Source organism: Labilibaculum sp. DW002 (assembly GCF_029029525.1).
Classification (GTDB): domain Bacteria; phylum Bacteroidota; class Bacteroidia; order Bacteroidales; family Marinifilaceae; genus Paralabilibaculum; species Paralabilibaculum antarcticum.
The window spans coordinates 113,647-135,130 of the sequence record NZ_JAKJSC010000007.1 but is presented as its reverse complement, the minus strand read 5'-3'; the positions used below and the strand labels follow the sequence as shown (position 1 = coordinate 135,130).

Below are 21,484 nucleotides of genomic sequence, written 5' to 3'. Positions count from 1 at the left end.
AAACAGCCTTTGTTTTATAGTGCAAATTAAATCCATTTAACGTAATTAAAATCTTGTCGATGCGCTAATTCTGAATTATAAGCATACATTCTAAGACCAAAATCAAATATTCCTGGATCGTTTAATTCTAAATCCAGACGGTAAAATGCCAATGTATCGACCTTGCGATCAAATATCAATTGCTCCGTTCTAATTGGACCTGGTTTTTGATTGTCCATTGCAGTTCTTAGAACCAACTCCACACCTATCGATTCGTCGATTAATCCTTTCAGATCAAGAGCCACTTCCATATGGTATTTTTCACCAGATTGATATTTATGCTTTGGTGTACTTGGCGTATCAACTGATACAACTTCTATTTGATCCCAACCATTAAGAATTCTCTGTTTCCAGGCAGCAACATCTTTACTTATCTGGTAATCGTTTTCTTTTAATTTTAGCACTCTCTTGTGCATCTTATTGTAAAAACGATCCTTGTAATCATCTATCATTCTCTTGGTTGTATACTCAGGAGCAATTTCTGCAATACATTTCTTAACGTACTGAATCCAAGCTACTGGAATATCATTTTTATCACGATCATAATAAAGAGGGATAACTTCATTTTCAAACATTGAATAAATGGTTTGAGCATCTAATTCATCCTGAAAACCTTGATTATCGTATGTTCTATTCTCGGTTAGTGCCCAACCAGCACCTTCACGATATCCTTCTAACCACCATCCATCTAGAACACTAAAGTTAAGCACGCCATTCATTACAGCTTTCTCTCCTGAAGTTCCAGATGCTTCCAATGGTCTAGTTGGTGTATTCATCCAAATATCTACACCTTTCACCAAGCGTTGTCCAAGTTCCATATCGTAATTTTCCAAGAACAATATCTTTCCTTCAAATTCTGGTCGGCGAGAAATCTCAACGATCAATTTAATTAAATCTTGACCAGCTTTATCTGCAGGGTGAGCTTTTCCTGCAAAGATAAACTGCACAGGTTTTTCTGGATTGTTTAATAATTTCGACAGGCGATCCAAATCACTAAACAACAAGTGAGCTCTTTTATAAGTAGCGAATCGACGAGCAAAACCAATTGTTAAAGCATTCTCATCGATAGAATCAATTATATCTACTAATGCACGAGGATCCTCATATCTTTTCACCCAATTTTCCTGAAATCTCTTCTTTGCAAAATCAATCAACTTTTTGCGTAGGGTATTTTTGATTTTCCAGATTTTCTTATCTGGCACATCATATATTTTTCGCCAATAATCTTTATTAGACAAATCATTCACAAAGCCTGCATCAAATTCCTTTTCGTACAAACTTCTCCACTCCTGAGCAGTCCAACTAGGATAATGAACTCCATTGGTTACGTAACCAATGTGCAATTCCTCTGGAAAATATCCCTGGTAAAGATTATTGAACATCTCCTGAGAAATTTTACCATGTAACATACTTACACCATTCATAGCTACAGAAGTATTGGCTGCCAAATTACTCATCGAGAATTTCTCATTGTAATCCAGTGGGTTTACTCTACCCAAAGCTAAAAATTGATCCCAATCTAATTTTAGTTGCTCTGGCACATACGATAAGTAATGTCGAATCATATCTGCAGAAAAAGTATCATGACCAGCTGGCACAGGCGTATGAGTCGTAAACAAAGAAGAAGATCTAACAATTTCCAATGCCTCTTCGTATCGATATCCTTTAGCAATCAAATTAATCAATCGTTCAACATTAATCAAGGCAGCATGTCCTTCGTTGCAATGATACAAATCAGGCTCAATATCCAAAACTTCAAGTGTTTTAATACCACCCAAACCTAAAAGAATCTCTTGCTTAATACGATTATCCCAATCTCCCCCATACAGCTGATGCGTTAAAGAACGATCTTGTTCTTCATTCATTTCTGTATCCGTATCTAACAAATACAATGAAATACGTCCAACTGCTACTTTCCAAATCTTAGCAATAACGGTTCTTCCTTCTAATGAGAATGTTATCGACTTCTCTATTCCTGCTGAATCGCGAACTCTACTAATTGGTAGTTGAGAAAATTTCTGAGCATCAAGCTCTACCAATTGCTCTCCATTCAAGGACAAACGCTGTGTAAAATATCCAAAACGATACATAAAACCAACAGCAACCATATCCACATTCGAATCACTTGCTTCCTTCAAGTAATCACCCGCTAAAATACCTAAACCTCCAGAGTATATTTTTAGATTGTTATTCAAGCCATACTCCATACTGAAATACGCAATCTTAGGTTGACCTTCCTCTGGCTTTTCATTCATGTAATCATTAAATTCTTTAATAACCGACGAATACTTAGCCATGAACTCTTTGTCTCCTGCCAATTCATTCATTCGAGAATTTGGCACCTGCTTTAGAAGAAGAATTGGATTTTTCTTACAACTAATCCATAATTTCTTATCTATTGATTTATAAAGATCAATTGCGCGGTAATTCCAACACCACCATAAATTTTTCGATAATTCTTCTAAACCTATTAGTTCTTTAGGTAAGTTCGACTCAATAATTAATTTACGCCAATGTATATGATTACTTTTTGGTATGCTCAGGTTATTTCCTGTCTCTACATACGCGTCTGATTCATTTCTTTTCTCCATATTTTTCTTGATTGCTATTTCGTAGGCTTGATGATAATTTCCAATAAAATTTCCCCAAAGAGTTCGCTCTGCAATACTTCTGGCATTTTCCCGACACAGTAACAGTTCATCGATGGATTTTACTGCAAAATTTTGAATGTAAGAAGCAATACTAGACACCACTTCTTTTGTATTAGAGTCGTTACGTTCCACTACCTCAACGCCACCTTTTCCAGCTTCTCCAATCATACGAACCCATTGGCCAAATCCAGCCAATGATGTTGTAATTGTTGGAACACTAAAAGCGACACTTTCCATTGGTGTGTATCCCCACGGCTCATAGTAGGATGGAAAAACCGATAGGTCTAATCCCATTAAGAGTTCGTAATATGATTTATTGAAAATTCCATCCGCACCATCTAGGTAAGTAGGAACAAAAATGACTTTAACTCTTTCATTTTGACCATTCCCAAACCCCAACTCTTTCACTTTACGCAATATTTCATCTTGGTCTACATTGCCCAGATAATGCGTTAAAAAAGGTGTTATCAATGGTTTCTTTTCTGGATAGTTACTCAAATTCTCTTGCAAATCTTTTCTTGCTCCTCTTTGATCGCCCGGTATTAAAAAGAAAGCAACAACATTTCGGTCAAAATATTTATTCTCATTTAATTGAGCTAAAGCCTCAAGAAAGACATCAATTCCCTTGTTTTTGTATTCATATCTTCCTCCTGTTCCTATTAGCAATGCATTATCTGCCAATTCATAACCAATTAATGCCTCTGCAACTTTTCGAAGATTCTTTTTAGCATTACCTGCCTTTATTTTCAGCTCTTCCTCATCAGGAACAAAATCGTCTTCAAAACCATTTGGCATAACAACATCTACCGAACGATCATGAAAGTGTGCACATTCTCTTGCCGTAATTTCACTTACCGTGGATAAACAATCTGCCGCCTGAGCAGCACATTTTTCCAAAGAACATTTGGCTGTTACATTATACTGTCTCGGCTTCTCAATTGCATTAAAATATTTCAGATTGTCATACAAATTTTCATAATTACTTGCCAACACTCTACCCAACATCGTAGCATGGGTTGTAAATACAGTTGCAATATCCAGAGCACTATCTTTTATGTACAAACACCCAGAACCTGTCATCCATTCATGAAACTGAGCAACAACCTTTTGATCGGATAGCTCATTAAACTTCACAAAGCTCTCAATTGCTTTACCACTAGCATAACCAAACATAGCAGCGTCATCATAATCATCATGTCCATACAATGATTCCAAGCGATAAACTTCCCAAAGTTTCGTATATACCGAATCTTTAAGAGGCATTAAACTTGAAAAATCAATTAAAATGACAATTGGATTCCCTGGAATTTTCCATCGACCAATTCGAACTGATAATCCTTCACGAAGTGCTTGTGTTCGCCATTCCGAGAATAATTGTACATCTTCAACAAACTCTTTATCTCTGTGTTCCTGACTGTTAAAATCAGGTCCGATGTAGATAATATTATCCTCAAACAAAGGTTTTAATGTCAAGGCCTTAGTCGAAATTACAGTATGAATTCCACCCACCTTATTACAAACTTCCCAACTAACCTCGAATACATAATCCGGTGTTATCTTTCTTTTATTCATACGCATATAACTCACTGTTATTCATCGGCTTAAATACTTTATCCTTTTGAACAATTAACCCAAGATCTAACAAAAACATATTCTTTTAATTATCTAAATAATAAGAGAATGTTATCTTATCACATCCTCTTATTTATTCCATCATATCAATTGAAAGTACCGACTTATTCGGCTTGCGAAAATTGATTCTTCAAATCTTTCAATTCTCTTTCGTATTTCGAAATCAATTTCTCTTTTTCGACTAATTGACTTTTTAATTCTTCAGGATTTACAGCAATTCCATCTTTCAGTTCTTTCAAACGAATTTGGAAATCACTTAACACATTCATGTAATTGATAAAAGCATCGTAAGGTGAACTGTACGGATTAAAGTAAGAATGTACATCACCATCGGAAAAGAACTTTGTACACATGTAGTAAAAATGATCACTCGCTTGTAAAAATTTCCAATCCTTGTTAATTCGATCATCGTTTACTGCTAAAACATCATCGCGCAAAGCGTATAATTTCGAAAAAGCCTCGTTTTGCAATTTATTACCCAACCAAGCAGAAAGATCTCTCTCCTCATCGGCCCAGGAAATAACGTTTGGCACATGTGCCTGCGCAATAGGTTGATAATTCTCCGCTAATTCTGCAGGTGTAGCAAATTCAAATTTCGATTTTGAAATTACATCAGCAGGTAAATGAGCTAAAAACTCAAAGATTCCCGATTCCTTTTTCTGATGCTCACCAAAAGTTTCGTAATCCATGAAAATGTTCACCAAATCTTCTTTTGGATCCATATCGTTGAGCCAACCAACCAACTTACCAGTTGTTAATGGCCATTCTTTCCATCCTTCAGAAGAAAAACGGAATGAAATATCATCACTCAACTTGTAATTCCTCATGAGAATTTTCAATTTCGGATTAATGGCATTGCAATACAAATAGTTAGGGCTCTTCCATCCCAAAATATGTTTTGCTCCTTCTGTTAAAATGGCTTTGTAGCCCATTTTGGCAACCATTTCGCCAATTTCATCCGAATAAATCAATTCGGTATTGCGAAAAACAGTTGGACGCATGCCAAATAAATTCTCGATGCGATCGCTATGACTTTTAACTTGCTCAACAAACTCATCTTGGTTTGTTAGTGCAGCCAAAGAATGCGAGTAGGTTTCTGCTAAAAATTCAACACTACCTGTTTTTGCCAATTCTTGAAAACTAGCAATCACGTCTGGTGCATACTGCTCAAACTGATCCAAAGCAATACCCGTAATCGAGAAGGAAATTTTAAACTTTCCTTTTTGCTTCTTGATCATTTCGAGCATTATTTTATTTGCAGGCAAATAACATTCGTCTGCAATATTTCTCATGATCGATTCATTGGTATAATCATCATAGTAATAATGATCATTTCCAATATCAAAAAAACGATATCTTCTTAAACGTAATGGTTGGTGAACTTGAAAATATAAACAAAGTGCTTTCATAGTTTTAATTTTTAAGTGATGGTTCGAATAATTCAATAGCAGAGGTATAAACATCGTGGACGTTTAAGGCGGCATTTGCCCATTTTAAATTGTCCACTTCTTCCTTTCCTTCCTCCTTAAATACGTTAGCCAAAGCATCGTATTTAACGATACCATAAATGGCATCTGCCATAGCATCAATATCCCAATAATCTACTTTAACAGCATGTGTTAAGATTTCCGAAACGCCCGATTGCTTTGAAATAATTACCGGAACATTAGATTGCATTGCTTCCAATGGTGATATCCCAAAAGGCTCCGAAACAGATGGCATTACATACACATCACTCAGCAAGAACATTTGAAATACATCATCACCTTTCAAGAAGCCTGTAAAATGAAATTTATCGCTAATTCCCAATTGGGCAGCACGCTCAACCATCTTCTCTAACATATCTCCACTTCCCGCCATCACAAAGCGAACATCCTCTGTCCTCTTCAATACTTCATAAGCTGCCTCAACAAAATACTCAGGTCCTTTCTGCATGGTAATTCTACCCAAAAAAGTCACAACCTTTTCTTTCACGCCCTTTTTCACCTTCAGCTTTTCTTCAATTGTAACTGGCTCAACAGCATTGTAAACCGTTTTTACTTTAGCAGGATCTTGTCCATACTTTTCAATTACAATATTCCGAGTTAGGTTACTTACTGCAATAATCTGATCAGCAGCATCCATACCCTTTTTCTCAATTTCAAAAACTTTAGGATTCACATTTCCACCACTTCGATCAAAATCAGTAGCGTGCACATGAATCACCAATGGCTTACCTGAAACCTCTTTGGCTGCTATTCCTGCAGGATAACACAACCAGTCGTGAGCATGAATTACATCATGTTCATGATTATCAGCAATGGTAGAAGCAACATAGGCGTATTTGTATATCTCTTCGATAAGATTTGCACCATATTTACCACTAAACTCAAGCTTACCTTCTTTATCTACCTTAAAAAACTTGTTTTGCCCATACAAATCCTGACTCCTAAATGTATAATATTCATCCGGATCATTATAGGGTATTAATTGTGACTCAACTTCCAAATAGGTATGTTGAGTTTTAAAATTTTCGATGTGAGTTTGAACTTGCTCAATAGAAACACCATTGGCACCAACCAATTTCATTTTGCTTTGATCTTCGTCACCATGGGCTTTTGGTACAACAAAAATGATGTCCAAATCGTCAATTTTGGCTAAGCCTCTGGTTAATCCATAACAAGCTGTGCCCAATCCTCCCGAAATATGCGGTGGAAATTCCCACCCAAACATTAGAACTTTCATACACAGATTATTTATCAGATTTTTGTAATAACATTTTCTTTACTCTTATAATCTCAGCAACACTAAGTGCATAAGATGTAGCCTCGTTAGGTCGATGTGGAGGATTTCCATCGTAAATCTCCGAAATAGTACCCAATCCATGTTCATGCAAACAATCTTCAAAACCATCTAGTAATCGATCGATGGTAGCTTCTCCTCCTTTTTTATAAAGAGTAAGATAAGCCTCAGCATAATGCCCAAACAACCATGGAAAAACAGATCCTTGGTGAAAGGCCAAATTTCGTTTCTCTTCACTGCCTCCAAACACCCCTAAATATTCATGATTTTTAGGCGATAAAGTTCTTAATCCTTTCGAGGTTAAAAGCTCTTTCTCGATCACATCCAAAATGGCTTTTTTCTTCTTTTTCTTTAAGCATGAATAGGGAAGCGAAACAGCAAACAGTTGATTTGGACGAACAGCCCAACTTTGATGGGTATCATCTACATAATCCGATAAATAGCCTTTTTCTTTATTCCAAAAAGTTGCTAAAAAAGACTCTTCTATTTCCTCTGGAAGAGCTTCCCAATCGGCAATAAAACTCGTATCTTTTGCCTCTTTTGCTAAATCGAGAGCGAACCGAACAGCATTGTACCATAATGCATTTAGCTCTACCACATACCCCATACGTCGGTTTAAACAAACGCCTTTGTTTCGTACGTTCATCCAGGTTACACCTTGCTCTATAACCCACAACAAACCGTTATCGTGCATTTTTATAGACAAATTGGATCCATGTTTATAATTTTGAAGTACCTCTATTAACTTCTTACCATATTTCTTCCAAATCTCTTTTTTATCAGCTCCAAATTCAATGTACTTCTGTAGGGTCCAAAACGCCCATAAAGGTACGTCAACTGAGAATCGACCTTCATTTACATCCGGATTTGATGAAAAGCGATTACAAATTCTTTCAAAAACTGTAGAAAAAACATCCAAAAAAGTCTTCTCATCGTCTCTTGCCAATGTTAATCCAGGTAAGGATAAATAGGTATTTCTTTCGCTTGTGCTAAACCAAGGAAAACCATTAATGATGCCCGTTTCTTTTCCATTTTTTGCAAAAAACTGAACCGCAGAATGCTCCAAACAACTTTCGAAGCTATCTCGTTTGTCTCTCTTTTTTAATTCAGAGGTAAATTGTTTTTCAATCTTAGCAGGATCAATTTCCTTGGTTCCTGCCGAAAAGGTTATTGTCTCTCCTTTTTCTATTAGCATTTCAAAATATCCTGGAACAAAAAGATCTTCGTGACATTCATAGCCTCTTTTTTTCTCCTCCTTGTATTCTATATTGTAATACCAATCAGGAACATGAACAAATTCAGCCTTTTTGGATGTTTGCATATTCAAATAAGGAAAGTCTTTGTACAAACAAAGCTTTACACCATTCTTAATACACTCTGATCGAGTATTTGCATCTAAATTCGCTTTCGTAAGAGCATGAATGTTACGAAAAGCTAAAAATGGTTGTAATCTTATTGTTGTAGCCGAATTAGCTTCCAATAAAGTATAACGAATTAATACTCTTTGTTCTTTTTCTACTAAAACAAACTCCTTTTTTAAGACAACTCCACCAACACGATAAGTTATGGAAGGAAAAGAATCCATTTCAAACTCACGAACGTACTTGTGTCCTTTGGGGCTATATTCTCCAGGGAACTTATGAATCCCAAGGTTAAAGGGGGATTCGTGTTGAATAATAGTCTCATCGAGAGAAGACAAAAGAACATGATTTTCACCGCCAAATTTCTCAATTGGACAGATGAGAAGTCCATGATATTTTCGGGTGTTGCAATTAATAATAGTCGAACTGGCAAATGAGCCCGCTCGGTTCGTACGTATAAATTCTTTTTTCAAAGAATATTCGGTATTTACCAGCTGAGCCTTGTCAAATTTAAGGTAGTTCATACGCAAACGATTTTGGATTTGATATTCAGTCTATTAAGGTTTTTATATTATCATAATTATTCTAATTTCAATTAAAGTTATGGATAAATTTTGAAAAAGCACATCTGCTAAACCCCTTTTCTTTCGTATTTTTTCATACTTTTTTACTGTAAAGCTAAATGATTTAACATATTAATACTTGACTATGTAAGTCGCAATCGTTTTAACTCAATATCAGCACAATAACACAGCCCATTCTAATTAAAATAAAAAACCTAAGAGAAAAGACCATTGCTATTAAAGAAATAATTCCGTGTAATTTAGCCTTCAAATCGGCATTTTTGTATTAATTAATCATCAAGTAAATCTTACTTTTAATACTTAGCTTTGAAAATTAACAAATGAAACATCCAAAATGAATCAACTTCAATATATCTCCTTGGTCTTGCTTGCCCTGTATTTTACAGGAATCATGATCACTGTTCTTCGATCGAAAGCAAGTAAAAACACTGAGGATTATTTTTTAGCTGGCAGACAACTCCCCTTTTGGGCACTCTCGATAACCTTTATTGCCTCATGGTGGGGTGGCGGATCAGCAATTGATTTGGTCGATCATGGATTTAATCAAGGAATCAGTTCATTTTGGATTTACGGAATGCCAGTACTGTTCTCAACATTTCTGATGTATATCTTCTCGAAAGCCATTCGAAAAATTGGTAGCATTACCCAACCACAGTTGATGGAAGAACGTTACGATAAAAAAGTTGCCTTCCTCCTCTCCCTTTTAATCCTAATTTTCATGATTTTGGGTGTGGCGACTCAAGCAGTCGTTATTGGAAATTTCTTTCAATCCTTTTTCGATATCGATTATAAACTTGCCGCATTAGTAGGAACTAGCATTGTATTACTCTACTCCTTTTTTGGTGGATTTAAGGGTGTAGTGATTACTGATATCATTCAATTTGTATTTCTACTGATCGCAGCCATAGTACTCTTTGTTTTCGCCTACAATCATTCCGGTGGTTTCGAAAAAGTTCAAGAAATAGCGCTTAAGAATAACAAGCCAGAGTTCTTTTCCTTTTTTCATAACATCTCGAACAATCTTGTGTTCATTATTACCTTTGGTTGCTCATGGATGATACAAGCCAATATCTGGCAAAGAATTTCGGCTACGAAAACACCCGGAGATGCAAAAAAGATGATGTCCTTAGCCTTTGTGGTTTTTATTCCCTTATACCTTATTGTTACTCTAACAGGTGTTTTAAGCCTTGGACTATTCGATTCGGTTCCTGAAGGTGGTATCGTTCCTGCAATGATCATTCAATACATGCCAGTTGGCCTAGCTGCTCTTATGTTTGTTGGCTTGTGCTCCGCAATCATGTCAACCATGGATTCGATGATAAATACAGGAGCTTTGGTACTTAGCGTTGATATTTTCAAAAATAGATTTAGACCACTCGCCAATTCGAAACAAATGGTGTGGGCAGGTAAAATCTCAACTCTAATTATTGCATTGCTAGGCCTGCTCATTAGTCTTGAAATACGTTCTATTCTACGAATCGCTTGGATCGGATCAGACTTTTTGGCCACAGGAGCATTTGTACCGCTTATTTTAGCCTTTATTTGGAAAGCAGGCAACTCAAAAGGAGCTTTTGCATCCATTATATTCGGACTGCTTTTTTCTACCTACAACCTACTTATAGCATTAGGTGTAAAGCTACCAACAGTTTGGGAAATTGCATCGGTACAACAAGCCCTTTTCGGGATGATTGCTTCTGCCTTAATCTTTATTGGGGTTAGTTTGCTTACAAAACCAGAGACTGAAAAAGCAGAAGCATTTATTGAGAAAGCTGGGATGTTGTAAGCATCAAGCTACACAGAGAAAAATTTAACCACCAAGGTAAACAAAGGATTTCACGAAGAACACAAAGGAAAATAAACCTGTCAGAGTCTGAAAAACCTGACAGCGTTTAAACTATAAATTCTCCCACAGCCACGCAAAGCAACAGAGAGAAAAATATCAAAATCTAAAGAATTAAAATTCTCATAGAAATATGAGAATTGCTTAGGCAGATACATAAACGCTTACAAGCCTAAAAAGACGCTGTCAGGATTATAAATATAAAACAGTAAGTAAAACCATTCAGAGTCTAATCCAAAGTTTCGTAAGGCAGAGATTGAAAATCCCAAAGTACTTCTATCACACCACCGCCAGGGTAATAAAATAATGAATGTGCTTAAATTATCATTGAATTATAGTAAATGTCATTCTTTGATGATCTTTAACAGCAATTTACATCCTATAAATATTTATGAGTTAAGTAGACTTTTTTACTTCAAAAGGAAAAAACTCCTACTTAAGTAATAAAACTATACCACAACCCTTATATTCAGATCCATGTAAGAGATAAAGAAAACACCAAACAATTTCTCCTACCAAATAAAGCCATCCAGAATAAGCACATCTAAACAAATAAAAAAACAACTACAAAAAGCAATATTTCTCTCATAAACAAAGGCCCATTTATTTTTTATGATTATATTCGAATACCAATTTATAGACACATATCTTCTTGACATATAAAATATAAAAAGGTGTTTTGTAAAGAATATAAGCTGAAGCGATTTCGAATAATTAAAAAACTAAAAATGACAAACAATAAACCACTCCGAATTTTCCTGATGCTATTTTGCATCTTTTTGCTTTCTGTTGTTTTCACAGCATTCGATATGCCTTTCGGAGAAACCAATACTGCCGCTTACGACCTAGGCTATGCCGTAGGTTTGGCACTCAGAAACATGCTTAAAATAGTATTGACTCTAGCTATTGCAAGAATGGTGTATCTGAAGATTAAAAGTTTTGAAGCGTTAGGATAAATTGATTAAACTTAGATGAAAAAATATGGATTTAATATCACTAATTGTAATTGTAGCCTTTTTAGGAGGAATAATTGTTGTTCTTAAAAATGGTTTTAACGAAAACACAAAAGGCTTAGAATCATTAGATCAGAAACTAAAAATGATCGAAGAAAAAATAGCCAAAACAGAAAAAAAGAACAAGGGCTATTAAACCCAACCTATTTAAGACATACTAATATGAAATCATTAACGATGATCATTTGGACCTTCAACATTTGAAAACTTAGCTTTCACATAAAAAATTAAAACCCTATGAAAACGAACAATCTATTTTACATTCTTAGCCTATTACTTTTAGCAGCATCTTTATTTTTAATGGTTAATTATCCTGAATCTAATCGAATGTACCTTATAGCAGGAGTATTAATCCCAATTGGATTTGTTATTAATATACTTAGCTTTTTCACTAAAAAAAGAGTTTAACTGGGAAGTGAAAACATTATTCCAAGCTAATGAAATATTAGCTTGGAATGGTTCGTGCCGATAAATTCGTTACAAACCAGAGTCTATAAGTTCAGACAAGCAAGCCACATACAAATCGAAACTTCAATAAAACCCAATATCCTATGAACATCGAGAAAGTCAAAAAATACAATCAAAAACTACTTGCTGTTTTGGGCACAATTGTAGCTCTTATGGCCTTATTTGGTTTAATTTCAATACTGTATTTTGTTGGATTGGAAATAGCTTCGAGTTTTAGAAATAGCGGTCAGGATGGCATTTTATCTGATGAGAAAATTGAGCTGCTTCAAAAGAAAAATAAAAGACAGCAAATTATTTCCTATCAAATTCCACAACTTGTTGATACACTTAATCTGATTTACATGATTCCTGTATCACAAAAAACATTGAATAATCCAGAAGGCATAGAAGATGATGCCGTTTTAGGCCTACTTGATGTGCACGAGGGAAGTTTTAGTTCTGGAAAGAAATACCGAAAGAGAAGTTATTACGGTTCGTACAACAACCTCTTAATTTACGATGCGAAAAATGGGAACCTAAACAAGCTTTTTGAGGATAGAATAAATTTCGAAAAACTTGACACGAAGTATTTTAATGATGATGTTTTTATTGTCTTTACAGCGGCCACTTCAGATTCGTATAAGGATGGACTTATTAATGCCAACGACCTAAAAAAACTATATATGTACTCGATATCAGAGCAAAAGCTAAAGGAGGTTGGTATCAAAAATGCAGATATAATAGCTTATAAATTTGTACATGAGAGCAAAAATATTTTGATTCAATTTGGCATTGATTACAATGAGGATGGCAAATACAAATCTTCAAAAGAGCCTAAAACATTGCGATTATTCAATTATAAATCTGGTGAACTTTCGGAGATTATAAGCAAAGAAATCCACTCTCAGCTACAAAAGAAACTAGAAGGAAGTATCAAAAAACAATAACTGAAAACCCAAAAAACAAAGTCCAATTATGAACGAAATAGTAGAAAACAAACTAGAGCTATCAAGTCGAAAAAGACGTATTGCAGCCTTTTTAATTGATCATTTCTTACTCTCATTTTTAATGACTTCAATTATATTTTTAGCTCTTGGTCCTAATTTTATGGACGAAGGAAATATGGTTAAAATTGGAGGTACAATAATGTATGCAATGCTTCCCCTAATTCTCTTGTATCTTACTAAAGATTCAGTTAAGGGAATCAGTGCAGGCAGATTGATTATGGGCATAATGGTTCGAGATGCTATTGATCCAAACAATACACCTTCTTTTTGGCGCTTAATACTTCGGAATTTATTACTTGTTTTTTGGTTTGTAGAATTTATTGTATTGGCTATAAGCAAATCTAAAAAAAGACTAGGAGATCTAGCTGCAGATACCATCGTAGTCAGAAACCCAAACAAGCATTTACTACTTCCAAAGATCTTAATTTTATCGGGCATTGGAATCTCTTTCTTTCTTTTCATTACCCTCTTTGTTAGTTCTGCGATTAAAAGTTCAAGCGCTTACAAAATAACCATACAGAATATTGAGTTAAACGAAGAAATACGAAGTGAAACTGGAGGAATAACAGGCTATGGAATGATTCCAACTGGAAACATTAACATTACAAACGGCTTTGGCGATGCGCAACTTGAAATTACAGTTAAAGGAAATGATAAGGATGTATGTGTTAGTGCGCACCTAACAAAGGAACCAAACCATGATTGGGAATTAATTGAAATGAATAATTAATATTCATTTATTGTGTAAGTAAACAGGTAAGAAATCTATTAAGAAACAGAAAACAATATTAACCCCTTACAATTCGAAAAGCAATGGACATTATCGGAATTCTGTTTATCCTAACAGTATGTGCATTTTTACTTTATATGCTTTACACAAAAATTCAGAGCTTACAGGCTATAGACAGGTTAATTGATGAATATTACTCCGATCAGGAAATCGAAGTTGTTGACATATCTAAATTAAATACTACTGAGAAATTAAAGTATGCCGTACCTCTTATGCCCTTCTTTACTTTTTATACATCAGGCTTTAGCTTATTTTCAAAAACGGATGAAAGTTATTTCAGAAAAGTGGATACAACAGATGATTCTGGATCTGAACAAATCAGGTACTTGGAAATCACTTTCACAAATAATGGTGTAGAGTATATTGAGTTTGACAAATACGATTTCTAAGTGCAAGAATGAATAATAATCATAGAAAACCAATAATTACAAATCAATAACGAACAATTCTAAAAATGGAAAGCTCATTAATAAGTATAATACCGAATTTGTTATTTTTAATTCCTCAAATAATAATTATTGTAGCCTGCTTCATCAATTTAAACCATAGGAAAAGTGCAAGTGGAATATTACTGCTAATTGGAGCAATCACAAACCTATTGGCGTTTCTATTTAATAGCATTGCAGTTCCCATTTTAATGCAACAGGCCAACATGGATATGTATTCTAGAACTATTGATTTCTTGATGATCTCTACTCCGATATCGTTTATTGGTTCCATTCTATTTGCAATTGGATTGCTACTGCTAATTCAGGAAAAAACAAAGGCTCAACAAAGTGCCTAATACTAGCGTAAAAATTACAAAAACAGAAAAGGATCTTGCGTAGTTCAAGATCCTTTCTTTTATTTCTTCAGTCCTAATTTATTGTCAAAAGCATCAAGCCTATTAATTCTCTATGAAGCAAGTGAATTTAGGTATTCTACCATTCCTTGTGGATCGGAATTATAGCTGTCGGCACCAATCTCTTCACAAAAATCTTGATTAACAGGCGCACCTCCAACACATACTTTCAAGGCTGCATTGCTACTTTTTATCGATTTTACAATGTTCTGCATGTTCTCCATAGTTGTGGTTAACAATGCTGATAATCCAATGATACTACCAGGATATTTCTCGGCAGCTTCAAGAAACATTTCAGCATTTACATCTGTTCCCAAATCGACCACTTCATATCCATTTCCTTCTACTATAGTCGCCACCAAATTCTTTCCAACATCATGTAAATCGCCTTCCACTGTTCCTATAATCAACACTCCTTTACGGTTGGCATTTCCCTTACAGAAATAGGGTTTTAAATGATTCATTGCCGCACTCATTGCTTTGGCACTCATTAAAACCTGAGGAACAAAAATCTTGTTCTCACGAAATTTAATACCAACCTTTTCCATTCCAAGCATCAAGGCTTTCTCTAGAATTTCTCCAGCAGCGATTCCTTGATCAAGCGCTTTTTTGCAGAGTTCATCTGCACCATCCTGATTTTTCATGGCTGGTGGATAAGCTGAATTCCGGTTGATTTTACCCGATACAATACAAGCTGCAATTTGATTCAATAGTTCGCTCATTTTAGTCGAATTTTTGGCATTTGGCATTTGGCTATAATTCTGTTTTTATTTCGATCTGATTCGATTTCATTTCTCCCGCACGTGCTGATATTTTTATAGCTCCAGCCTTGCGTGTACTTTGAACCAACAACATCGCTCGTCCCTTGTGGGTAACAATATAATTCGATTTGTGCTTTTGTACATTTCGATCCCAACCATTGTCAACACCAATATTTACGCCTTCTCCTTCAACATCAAACTCGATTTGCATCTCTTTATCGGGAACCAGTTCGCCAGATTTTGTTTGTATGTAAGCTTGTACATGAACCACATCGTAACCATTGGCTTTCATATCTGTTCTGTCGGCTTTCAGGACTAATTTCGAAACCCACTTCGCTGTTTTTATTTGGTACTCACTCTCCTTTTTCGATTCGTTTAAGCCAACAGCTTTAATTTCTCCTTCGGCATAAGGCACAAGGTATTTTACAATGTGATCCTCAAAATCATCAGGATTTTTTACACCATAGCTCTTCTGATTGATAAACAGTTCTACTTGCGGTGCATTCGAATACACCTCTACAAATACCGAATCGCCAGTTTCGTAATTCCAAGTTTGCTCTACATCTTCAAACAACCATTTGTCTAACCAACCTGTAACACGGTTATCAATCCACTTGTCTCCTTTTTGAATCCATTGTGCTTTTTTAGCATGCTTGGTTGCCAAATAAGTATATGGTTTATCACTCCAAAGTGTTTTAAAGAAATGTCCTCTAGGTGTGTAGTAGCCACAAAAATCAAGTAAAGAAATATCTAAACCTTTCCAGGGATAAGGTCCCGATTCACCCAAATAGGCAATACCTGTCCAAATAAAAATCCCTGAAATAAACTCGCGATCTACTGCGTCTTTCCACTCCTGGTAGGTTCCCCAATTTTCCGAACCATAAATTATTCTATTCGGATAATTCTTGTGATCGGTATCGTAATCGTCGGCTCTGTAGTTGTAACCCATTACATCTGGCACATCAAAATAACCCGTAATGTTTCCTGCTCTTGGCAATACACCACCTGTTGTTACCAAACGATTTGGATCTATTTCTTTAATCCATTTCTCAATTTCTTCGGCTGTTTCTTTCAACTCATCTTTACCGTCTCCGGTTTCTTCCATCAACACCTGATTTCCCAAGCCCTGATTGCTTTTCTCCATTTTATAGTAATAGGAATAAGTCCATTCTATTTCGTTCCCCATGCTCCACATAATAATGGATGGATGATTTCGAGAGTTACGAACCATGTCTTTCACATCGCGCTCTGCCCATTCCTCATAAATATCGCCGTAGCCGGTGATCAATTCTGGACGCATGTCTTTTGCAAAACGACTGGTAATCCACTTGTTTTTATTGCGTCGCCACTCATCCAATGCTTCGTTAATTACCACAAAACCCATTTCGTCGCACAATTTTAGCAAGCCAGGATCTGCAGGATTATGAGACATGCGAATGGCATTAACGCCGATGTCTTTTAGGTTTTCAAGTCTTCGTTTCCATACGTCACGGATAAAGATACCACCAACAGCTCCTGCATCGTGATGCAAGCAAACTCCTTTTAACTTGATGTTCTTCTCATTTAAAAAGAATCCTTTGTTCGCATCGAAACGGACACTACGAATTCCAAAATCTACATCGTATTTATCTTTTAGCTCTTTGCCTGCAAACACCTGCACCTCTGCTGTATACTGATTGGTTTGCTCTAAATTCCAAAGCTCAGGATTGGCAATTGTCAAGCTAATTGATGAAGTATCAACAGCTGCAACCGTTAATTTCTTTGAACCACTTGCAATCAGTTTACCTGATTTGTCTTTAATGGCTACTTTCAATTTTAGCTTTTGGGCTTTGCCAAAAGTATTTTTTACAATCGAACTTACTTTTACTTTGGCCTGTTTTTGGCTTACCTGTGGTGTTTCTACCCAAGCTCCGAACTGTGGCACATAAATTTTCGATGTACTTACCAATCGTACATTTCGGTAGATACCCGAACCTGTATACCAACGAGAATTGGCATAATTGGCGTTGTCTGCTTTTACAGCAATCACATTCTCTCCTCCAAAGTTTAAATACTTGGTCAACTCGTAGGTAAAAGCGCTGTAACCATAAGGTCTTTTGCCTAAATAATGCCCGTTGATCCATACTTCGGCATTGCTAAAAATACCATCGAATTCGATGTGAAACAATTTGTTTTGCTGACTTGCATCGATGCTGAATGTTTTTCGATACCAACCAATTCCTGTTGGAAGAAATCCGGTAGAACCAGCAGTATTTTCTGTGGTATAAGACTGTTCTATACTCCAATCGTGCGGTAATTTCAATTCTCTCCAATCCTGATCATTAAAATCAGTTGACTTTGCCTTTGGCGTATCACCTAAATTAAATTTCCAATCAAAATTAAAGTCTTTTACACTTCTTACATTATCCGCTTTAAGCGAGGAAACAATTATAAAAAAGCAAACAAGAACGAGGCTTATTTTTTTCATCTACAGGTAATTTTCTTATTACTGATATTGAGTTATACCTAAGAACTTAATCGTCATACCTTTACCAATAGACAATTAAATTCTTAGGATTATTTCATTCTATCTCTTATTTCAACTGAGCTTGTGCCATTTCAATAAACTTCATAATATTCTCTTTTGAAGTATCACTTTCTACCGAGTGAGATGGAGAGAAAATATAGCCACCATCTTTACCTAATTCAAGTAATCTTTTGGATTCGTTCTCAACATCTTCAACAGTTCCAAAAGGAAGAATCTTCTGCATCGATAACCCTCCGTGAAATGCTAAACGACCACGATATTCTGGTAATATGGTGTAAATATCCATTACCTCTGGCTGAAAAGGATTAAAACTATTCAAGCCCAATTCTACCAAATCAGGGAACAATTCATCCACATCACCACAAGAGTGAATCATTACATATTTACCATTTTCGCGAGCGTAGCTGTACATTCTTTTCAATTGTGGATATACGAACTCTTTCCACATATCATATCCAAAAATAAGACCGCTTTGCTGTCCCCAATCATCACCAAAATAAATGGCATCAATATCATACTCCATTGCTTTTTTCATTTGAGCAATGTTGTAATCAGCAATTTTTGTAAATAATTCATGTACAAAATCAGGATACATCATAAAATCCATTAACAGATTTTCGATTCCTCTCAATGTCCATGCACGTTCGTACAAACTAAAACCAATTTGAAACAACCGGAACATATCTGGCTTTTTCTCAATTTCTGGCTCAATATTCGCAAAAAAGCGAGGATCAAGAGGATCTGGAAAAACCACACCTTCCATTGAAGGTTCCTTAATTAATACCTCAACTGGCATTCCTATATCTTTATCAATAGAACGATCCCAAACAACGCCAAAAACATCCTGATGCAAATCGGGTCCTACTTCCTCAAAAAAGCCAATGTCGCTACCCAAATTCAAAATATGATTTCCAAGAGGTACATCTAAATCTTCAACACCATAATGTGCCTGAAGCATTTCTTTTGGTTCTTCGGTAAACTTAAACGACCACGGCACATAAGGAGGTTTATTTCCATCCAATACGCATTTAATGATTTCTCTTTTTGTCATTGTTCTGATTTTTAGGGTTTATTAGTACAAGCAAATCTACGCTAACGAGTGCGTAAATATTTATTCTATTTTGCCAATAGTTTAGCTATATTGTCATCATGAACGAAAAAAGAGAAAATAGACTACTTTCTGTTGAGCTGGAAAATGTTGCTGTAGCTGAGAAATCATCCTTTAAAGTGGGAAAATACAGAGATTCATTTTTCGCAAGGCCTTGGCACTATCATCCTGAATTTGAGCTATTACTCATTACAAAAGGATATGGCACTCGCATGGTTGGAGATCATTTCGAAGAATTTACCGAGGGAGATTTGGTCTTACTTGGAGCAAACCTGCCTCATGCCTGGATTTCCGATCCACATTTCACAAAGAAAGACAATGAGGACACTTGTGAATCGATTTATGTGCAGTTTCGTAAAAGTGTTTTTGGAACGCAGTTCATCGATATTCCTGAATTACAATCGGTAAGAACAATTCTACAAAAAGCCGAAAGAGGCATTAAAATAAGAGGCACACAAAAAGAAGAGATTGCAGCAGATCTTCTAGCAATGGTAAATCAGAAACCAATAGAGCAGCTGTTGACACTCATACGGGTTTTGGATAAAATTCAGCTAAGCAATTTCGAAGAATTGGCCTCTACCAATTATGCCAACAGAGAATTTAGCTTCAAATCTGATAAAATGAGAGAAGTGCACCATTACATTATGCAGAATTTTAAATCGGAAATTGATATTAAGGCCTGTGCGGAACGCTTGAACATGACTCCCTCCTCTTTTTGCAGATTTTTTAAGAAACAAACCAATGTTACCTTCTCGGTTTACCTTAATTACATGCGCATTAATTTGGCACAGAAATTAATTTGCAACACACAGATGTCCATCAAAGAAATTGGCTACGAATGTGGCTACACCTCTATTGTTTACTTCAACCAAAAATTCAAGCAACTTACCGGAAAATCACCCAACGAACTCCGAAAGAAAGTGCTGAACAACTAATAATAAAAAAATTTAACCACCAAGGTAAACGAAAGATATCACGAACTAACACAAAGAAAAAAACTCAATTAAAGAGCGATAACCTACCACAAGAATTATAAACGATAAAAATCATCACCACTGAGAGCACAAAGTAACACTGAGAAAAAAAGGAAATTAATTGTACTATCCATTCAAGCTACTATGGAATGAGCAACGCAGGTGGGGAACCCATAGGTGAAAATGATGATAAAAAAGAAATTCTGTAGAGTGAGGAACGAGCTATACTATTATTTCTTTTCATCATTAATCCGTAATGGGTCACCGAGGACTCTCTCCTAGATTTTTGTTTACTTTTCATCAATGGAAAAGTAAAAGTCCGTCCGACTTGAGGACAAAGCAAAAAACACAAGACAATTCTCAATATAAATCTAAAATTCAAAGCCTAGAGTCGAGTCAGAATCTGACATACACAGCTTACTTATAGTCAGAATCTAACAAAAGTTTTTGCCACAGAGGCATGGAGTGGCACAGAGAAAAAAAATAAGAATCCAGCGGGGTCAAATCTTCTATCACCTTCACCTGCTATAAACATGAAATCCCTCTAGGACTATCACAAAAAACTCAAAGGAAATAATTGCATGATCCATTAAAAACAATCACCACGGGGGCATCGAGCAACACAGAGAAAAAATTTAACCACAAAGGTAAACGAAAGATATCACCAAGAACACAAGGAAATGACTACACAATACCTTAAAAACAATCACCACAGAGGCACTGAGTAACAAAGAGAAAGAAATTAAGTACTTAAAGATTACTATTAATAAATACTACAAAAAAAGACACTATTAAATAATGTCTTTTTTTTGATTATTTAAATTTTGATAACCACATTCAAGAAATTATATGGTTTTTATTTTGAGAACATTTTTACCAACCACAAGATTAAATACAATCCTAATCCTACTCCAAAAAACAACACACCTACAACAAATGCAATTCTAATAATCGTTACGCTCCAACCCAGTTTGTTACCAAGCCAACCTGATACACCTAAAATCATATTTTATCAATTAAATTCAACAATACATGAAAATAAGAATTTTTTCGAAAGCGTAACAAATTAATAAGAGTCAATCTATGGGTTCAGACATGTAATCCTTTCATAATGAAACACCTTCATCA

The 21,484-nt window shown here is 35.5% G+C and carries 17 protein-coding genes; 9 read left to right on the top strand and 8 right to left on the bottom strand.

The genetic code is table 11. From position 1 onward, the window contains the following. Positions 1–26: 26 nt before the first annotated feature. From glgP to L3049_RS18860, 4 genes are all read right to left on the bottom strand, one after another. Entirely contained in the window at positions 27–4,262 is a 4,236-nt protein-coding gene (glgP, locus tag L3049_RS18875) for an alpha-glucan family phosphorylase (RefSeq protein WP_275111386.1), read from the bottom strand. A gap of 164 nt (positions 4,263–4,426) precedes the next feature. Beyond that, positions 4,427–5,731: a glycoside hydrolase family 57 protein gene (locus L3049_RS18870; RefSeq protein ID WP_275111385.1), complete on the bottom strand. Its 1,305-nt coding sequence runs from the start codon at positions 5,729–5,731 to the stop codon at positions 4,427–4,429. 4 nt (positions 5,732–5,735) lie between these two features. Next, positions 5,736–7,046 (bottom strand): glycosyltransferase family 4 protein, encoded by a 1,311-nt coding sequence (locus tag L3049_RS18865; RefSeq protein ID WP_275111384.1) that lies wholly within the window; start codon positions 7,044–7,046, stop codon positions 5,736–5,738. 7 nt (positions 7,047–7,053) lie between these two features. Then, a complete protein-coding gene (locus L3049_RS18860) occupies positions 7,054–8,988 on the bottom strand; it encodes a glycogen debranching enzyme N-terminal domain-containing protein (RefSeq protein WP_275111383.1) in 1,935 nt (644 codons plus the stop codon). Positions 8,989–9,382: 394 nt separating this feature from the next. Between L3049_RS18860 and L3049_RS18855 the strand changes: the two genes are divergently transcribed. From L3049_RS18855 to L3049_RS18820, 8 genes are all read left to right on the top strand, one after another. Beyond that, entirely contained in the window at positions 9,383–10,831 is a 1,449-nt protein-coding gene (locus L3049_RS18855) for a sodium:solute symporter family protein (protein WP_275111382.1), read from the top strand. 785 nt (positions 10,832–11,616) lie between these two features. Beyond that, a complete protein-coding gene (locus tag L3049_RS18850; protein ID WP_275111381.1) occupies positions 11,617–11,844 on the top strand; it encodes a hypothetical protein in 228 nt (75 codons plus the stop codon). A gap of 25 nt (positions 11,845–11,869) precedes the next feature. Beyond that, positions 11,870–12,037, top strand: coding sequence for a hypothetical protein (locus tag L3049_RS18845; protein ID WP_275111380.1), 168 nt, complete (start codon positions 11,870–11,872; stop codon positions 12,035–12,037). A gap of 101 nt (positions 12,038–12,138) precedes the next feature. Further along, positions 12,139–12,309: a hypothetical protein gene (locus L3049_RS18840; RefSeq protein ID WP_275111379.1), complete on the top strand. Its 171-nt coding sequence runs from the start codon at positions 12,139–12,141 to the stop codon at positions 12,307–12,309. Between the two features lie 143 nt (positions 12,310–12,452). After that, positions 12,453–13,295 (top strand): hypothetical protein, encoded by an 843-nt coding sequence (locus L3049_RS18835; RefSeq protein WP_275111378.1) that lies wholly within the window; start codon positions 12,453–12,455, stop codon positions 13,293–13,295. Positions 13,296–13,323: 28 nt separating this feature from the next. Next, complete coding sequence (locus L3049_RS18830) at positions 13,324–14,085, top strand: RDD family protein (protein WP_275111377.1); 762 nt, start codon at positions 13,324–13,326, stop codon at positions 14,083–14,085. Between the two features lie 83 nt (positions 14,086–14,168). Then, a complete protein-coding gene (locus tag L3049_RS18825) occupies positions 14,169–14,534 on the top strand; it encodes a hypothetical protein (protein ID WP_275111376.1) in 366 nt (121 codons plus the stop codon). 65 nt (positions 14,535–14,599) lie between these two features. Then, positions 14,600–14,929 carry a hypothetical protein gene (locus tag L3049_RS18820; RefSeq protein ID WP_275111375.1) on the top strand — a complete coding sequence of 110 codons (330 nt, stop codon included), beginning with the start codon at positions 14,600–14,602 and terminating at the stop codon, positions 14,927–14,929. Positions 14,930–15,039: 110 nt separating this feature from the next. Here L3049_RS18820 and L3049_RS18815 read toward each other — a convergent pair whose 3' ends face one another. The 3 genes from L3049_RS18815 to L3049_RS18805 all read right to left on the bottom strand — a co-directional run bounded on the left by L3049_RS18815 (position 15,040) and on the right by L3049_RS18805 (position 19,325). Continuing rightward, a complete protein-coding gene (locus tag L3049_RS18815; RefSeq protein WP_275111374.1) occupies positions 15,040–15,708 on the bottom strand; it encodes a corrinoid protein in 669 nt (222 codons plus the stop codon). 31 nt (positions 15,709–15,739) lie between these two features. After that, positions 15,740–18,214, bottom strand: a complete 2,475-nt coding sequence (locus tag L3049_RS18810; RefSeq protein WP_275111373.1) for a glycoside hydrolase family 2 TIM barrel-domain containing protein — start codon at positions 18,212–18,214, stop codon at positions 15,740–15,742. 106 nt (positions 18,215–18,320) lie between these two features. Continuing rightward, positions 18,321–19,325: a uroporphyrinogen decarboxylase family protein gene (locus L3049_RS18805; protein WP_275111372.1), complete on the bottom strand. Its 1,005-nt coding sequence runs from the start codon at positions 19,323–19,325 to the stop codon at positions 18,321–18,323. 98 nt (positions 19,326–19,423) lie between these two features. On the opposite strand from L3049_RS18805, the gene L3049_RS18800 reads away from it, so the two are divergent. Beyond that, complete coding sequence (locus tag L3049_RS18800; RefSeq protein WP_275111371.1) at positions 19,424–20,317, top strand: AraC family transcriptional regulator; 894 nt, start codon at positions 19,424–19,426, stop codon at positions 20,315–20,317. 895 nt (positions 20,318–21,212) lie between these two features. Here L3049_RS18800 and L3049_RS18795 read toward each other — a convergent pair. Then, positions 21,213–21,362 carry a PspC domain-containing protein gene (locus L3049_RS18795; protein WP_275111370.1) on the bottom strand — a complete coding sequence of 50 codons (150 nt, stop codon included), beginning with the start codon at positions 21,360–21,362 and terminating at the stop codon, positions 21,213–21,215. Positions 21,363–21,484: the final 122 nt, after the last annotated feature.

What these genes read in the sequence shown, in the direction of transcription:
- glgP (WP_275111386.1), bottom strand. Translation starts at nt 4,262, where the DNA reads ATGAATAAAAGAAAGATAACACCGGATTATGTATTCGAGGTTAGTTGG.
- L3049_RS18870 (WP_275111385.1), bottom strand. Translation starts at nt 5,731, where the DNA reads ATGAAAGCACTTTGTTTATATTTTCAAGTTCACCAACCATTACGTTTA.
- L3049_RS18865 (WP_275111384.1), bottom strand. Translation starts at nt 7,046, where the DNA reads ATGAAAGTTCTAATGTTTGGGTGGGAATTTCCACCGCATATTTCGGGA.
- L3049_RS18860 (WP_275111383.1), bottom strand. Translation starts at nt 8,988, where the DNA reads ATGAACTACCTTAAATTTGACAAGGCTCAGCTGGTAAATACCGAATAT.
- L3049_RS18855 (WP_275111382.1), top strand. Translation starts at nt 9,383, where the DNA reads ATGAATCAACTTCAATATATCTCCTTGGTCTTGCTTGCCCTGTATTTT.
- L3049_RS18850 (WP_275111381.1), top strand. Translation starts at nt 11,617, where the DNA reads ATGACAAACAATAAACCACTCCGAATTTTCCTGATGCTATTTTGCATC.
- L3049_RS18845 (WP_275111380.1), top strand. Translation starts at nt 11,870, where the DNA reads ATGGATTTAATATCACTAATTGTAATTGTAGCCTTTTTAGGAGGAATA.
- L3049_RS18840 (WP_275111379.1), top strand. Translation starts at nt 12,139, where the DNA reads ATGAAAACGAACAATCTATTTTACATTCTTAGCCTATTACTTTTAGCA.
- L3049_RS18835 (WP_275111378.1), top strand. Translation starts at nt 12,453, where the DNA reads ATGAACATCGAGAAAGTCAAAAAATACAATCAAAAACTACTTGCTGTT.
- L3049_RS18830 (WP_275111377.1), top strand. Translation starts at nt 13,324, where the DNA reads ATGAACGAAATAGTAGAAAACAAACTAGAGCTATCAAGTCGAAAAAGA.
- L3049_RS18825 (WP_275111376.1), top strand. Translation starts at nt 14,169, where the DNA reads ATGGACATTATCGGAATTCTGTTTATCCTAACAGTATGTGCATTTTTA.
- L3049_RS18820 (WP_275111375.1), top strand. Translation starts at nt 14,600, where the DNA reads ATGGAAAGCTCATTAATAAGTATAATACCGAATTTGTTATTTTTAATT.
- L3049_RS18815 (WP_275111374.1), bottom strand. Translation starts at nt 15,708, where the DNA reads ATGAGCGAACTATTGAATCAAATTGCAGCTTGTATTGTATCGGGTAAA.
- L3049_RS18810 (WP_275111373.1), bottom strand. Translation starts at nt 18,214, where the DNA reads ATGAAAAAAATAAGCCTCGTTCTTGTTTGCTTTTTTATAATTGTTTCC.
- L3049_RS18805 (WP_275111372.1), bottom strand. Translation starts at nt 19,325, where the DNA reads ATGACAAAAAGAGAAATCATTAAATGCGTATTGGATGGAAATAAACCT.
- L3049_RS18800 (WP_275111371.1), top strand. Translation starts at nt 19,424, where the DNA reads ATGAACGAAAAAAGAGAAAATAGACTACTTTCTGTTGAGCTGGAAAAT.
- L3049_RS18795 (WP_275111370.1), bottom strand. Translation starts at nt 21,362, where the DNA reads ATGATTTTAGGTGTATCAGGTTGGCTTGGTAACAAACTGGGTTGGAGC.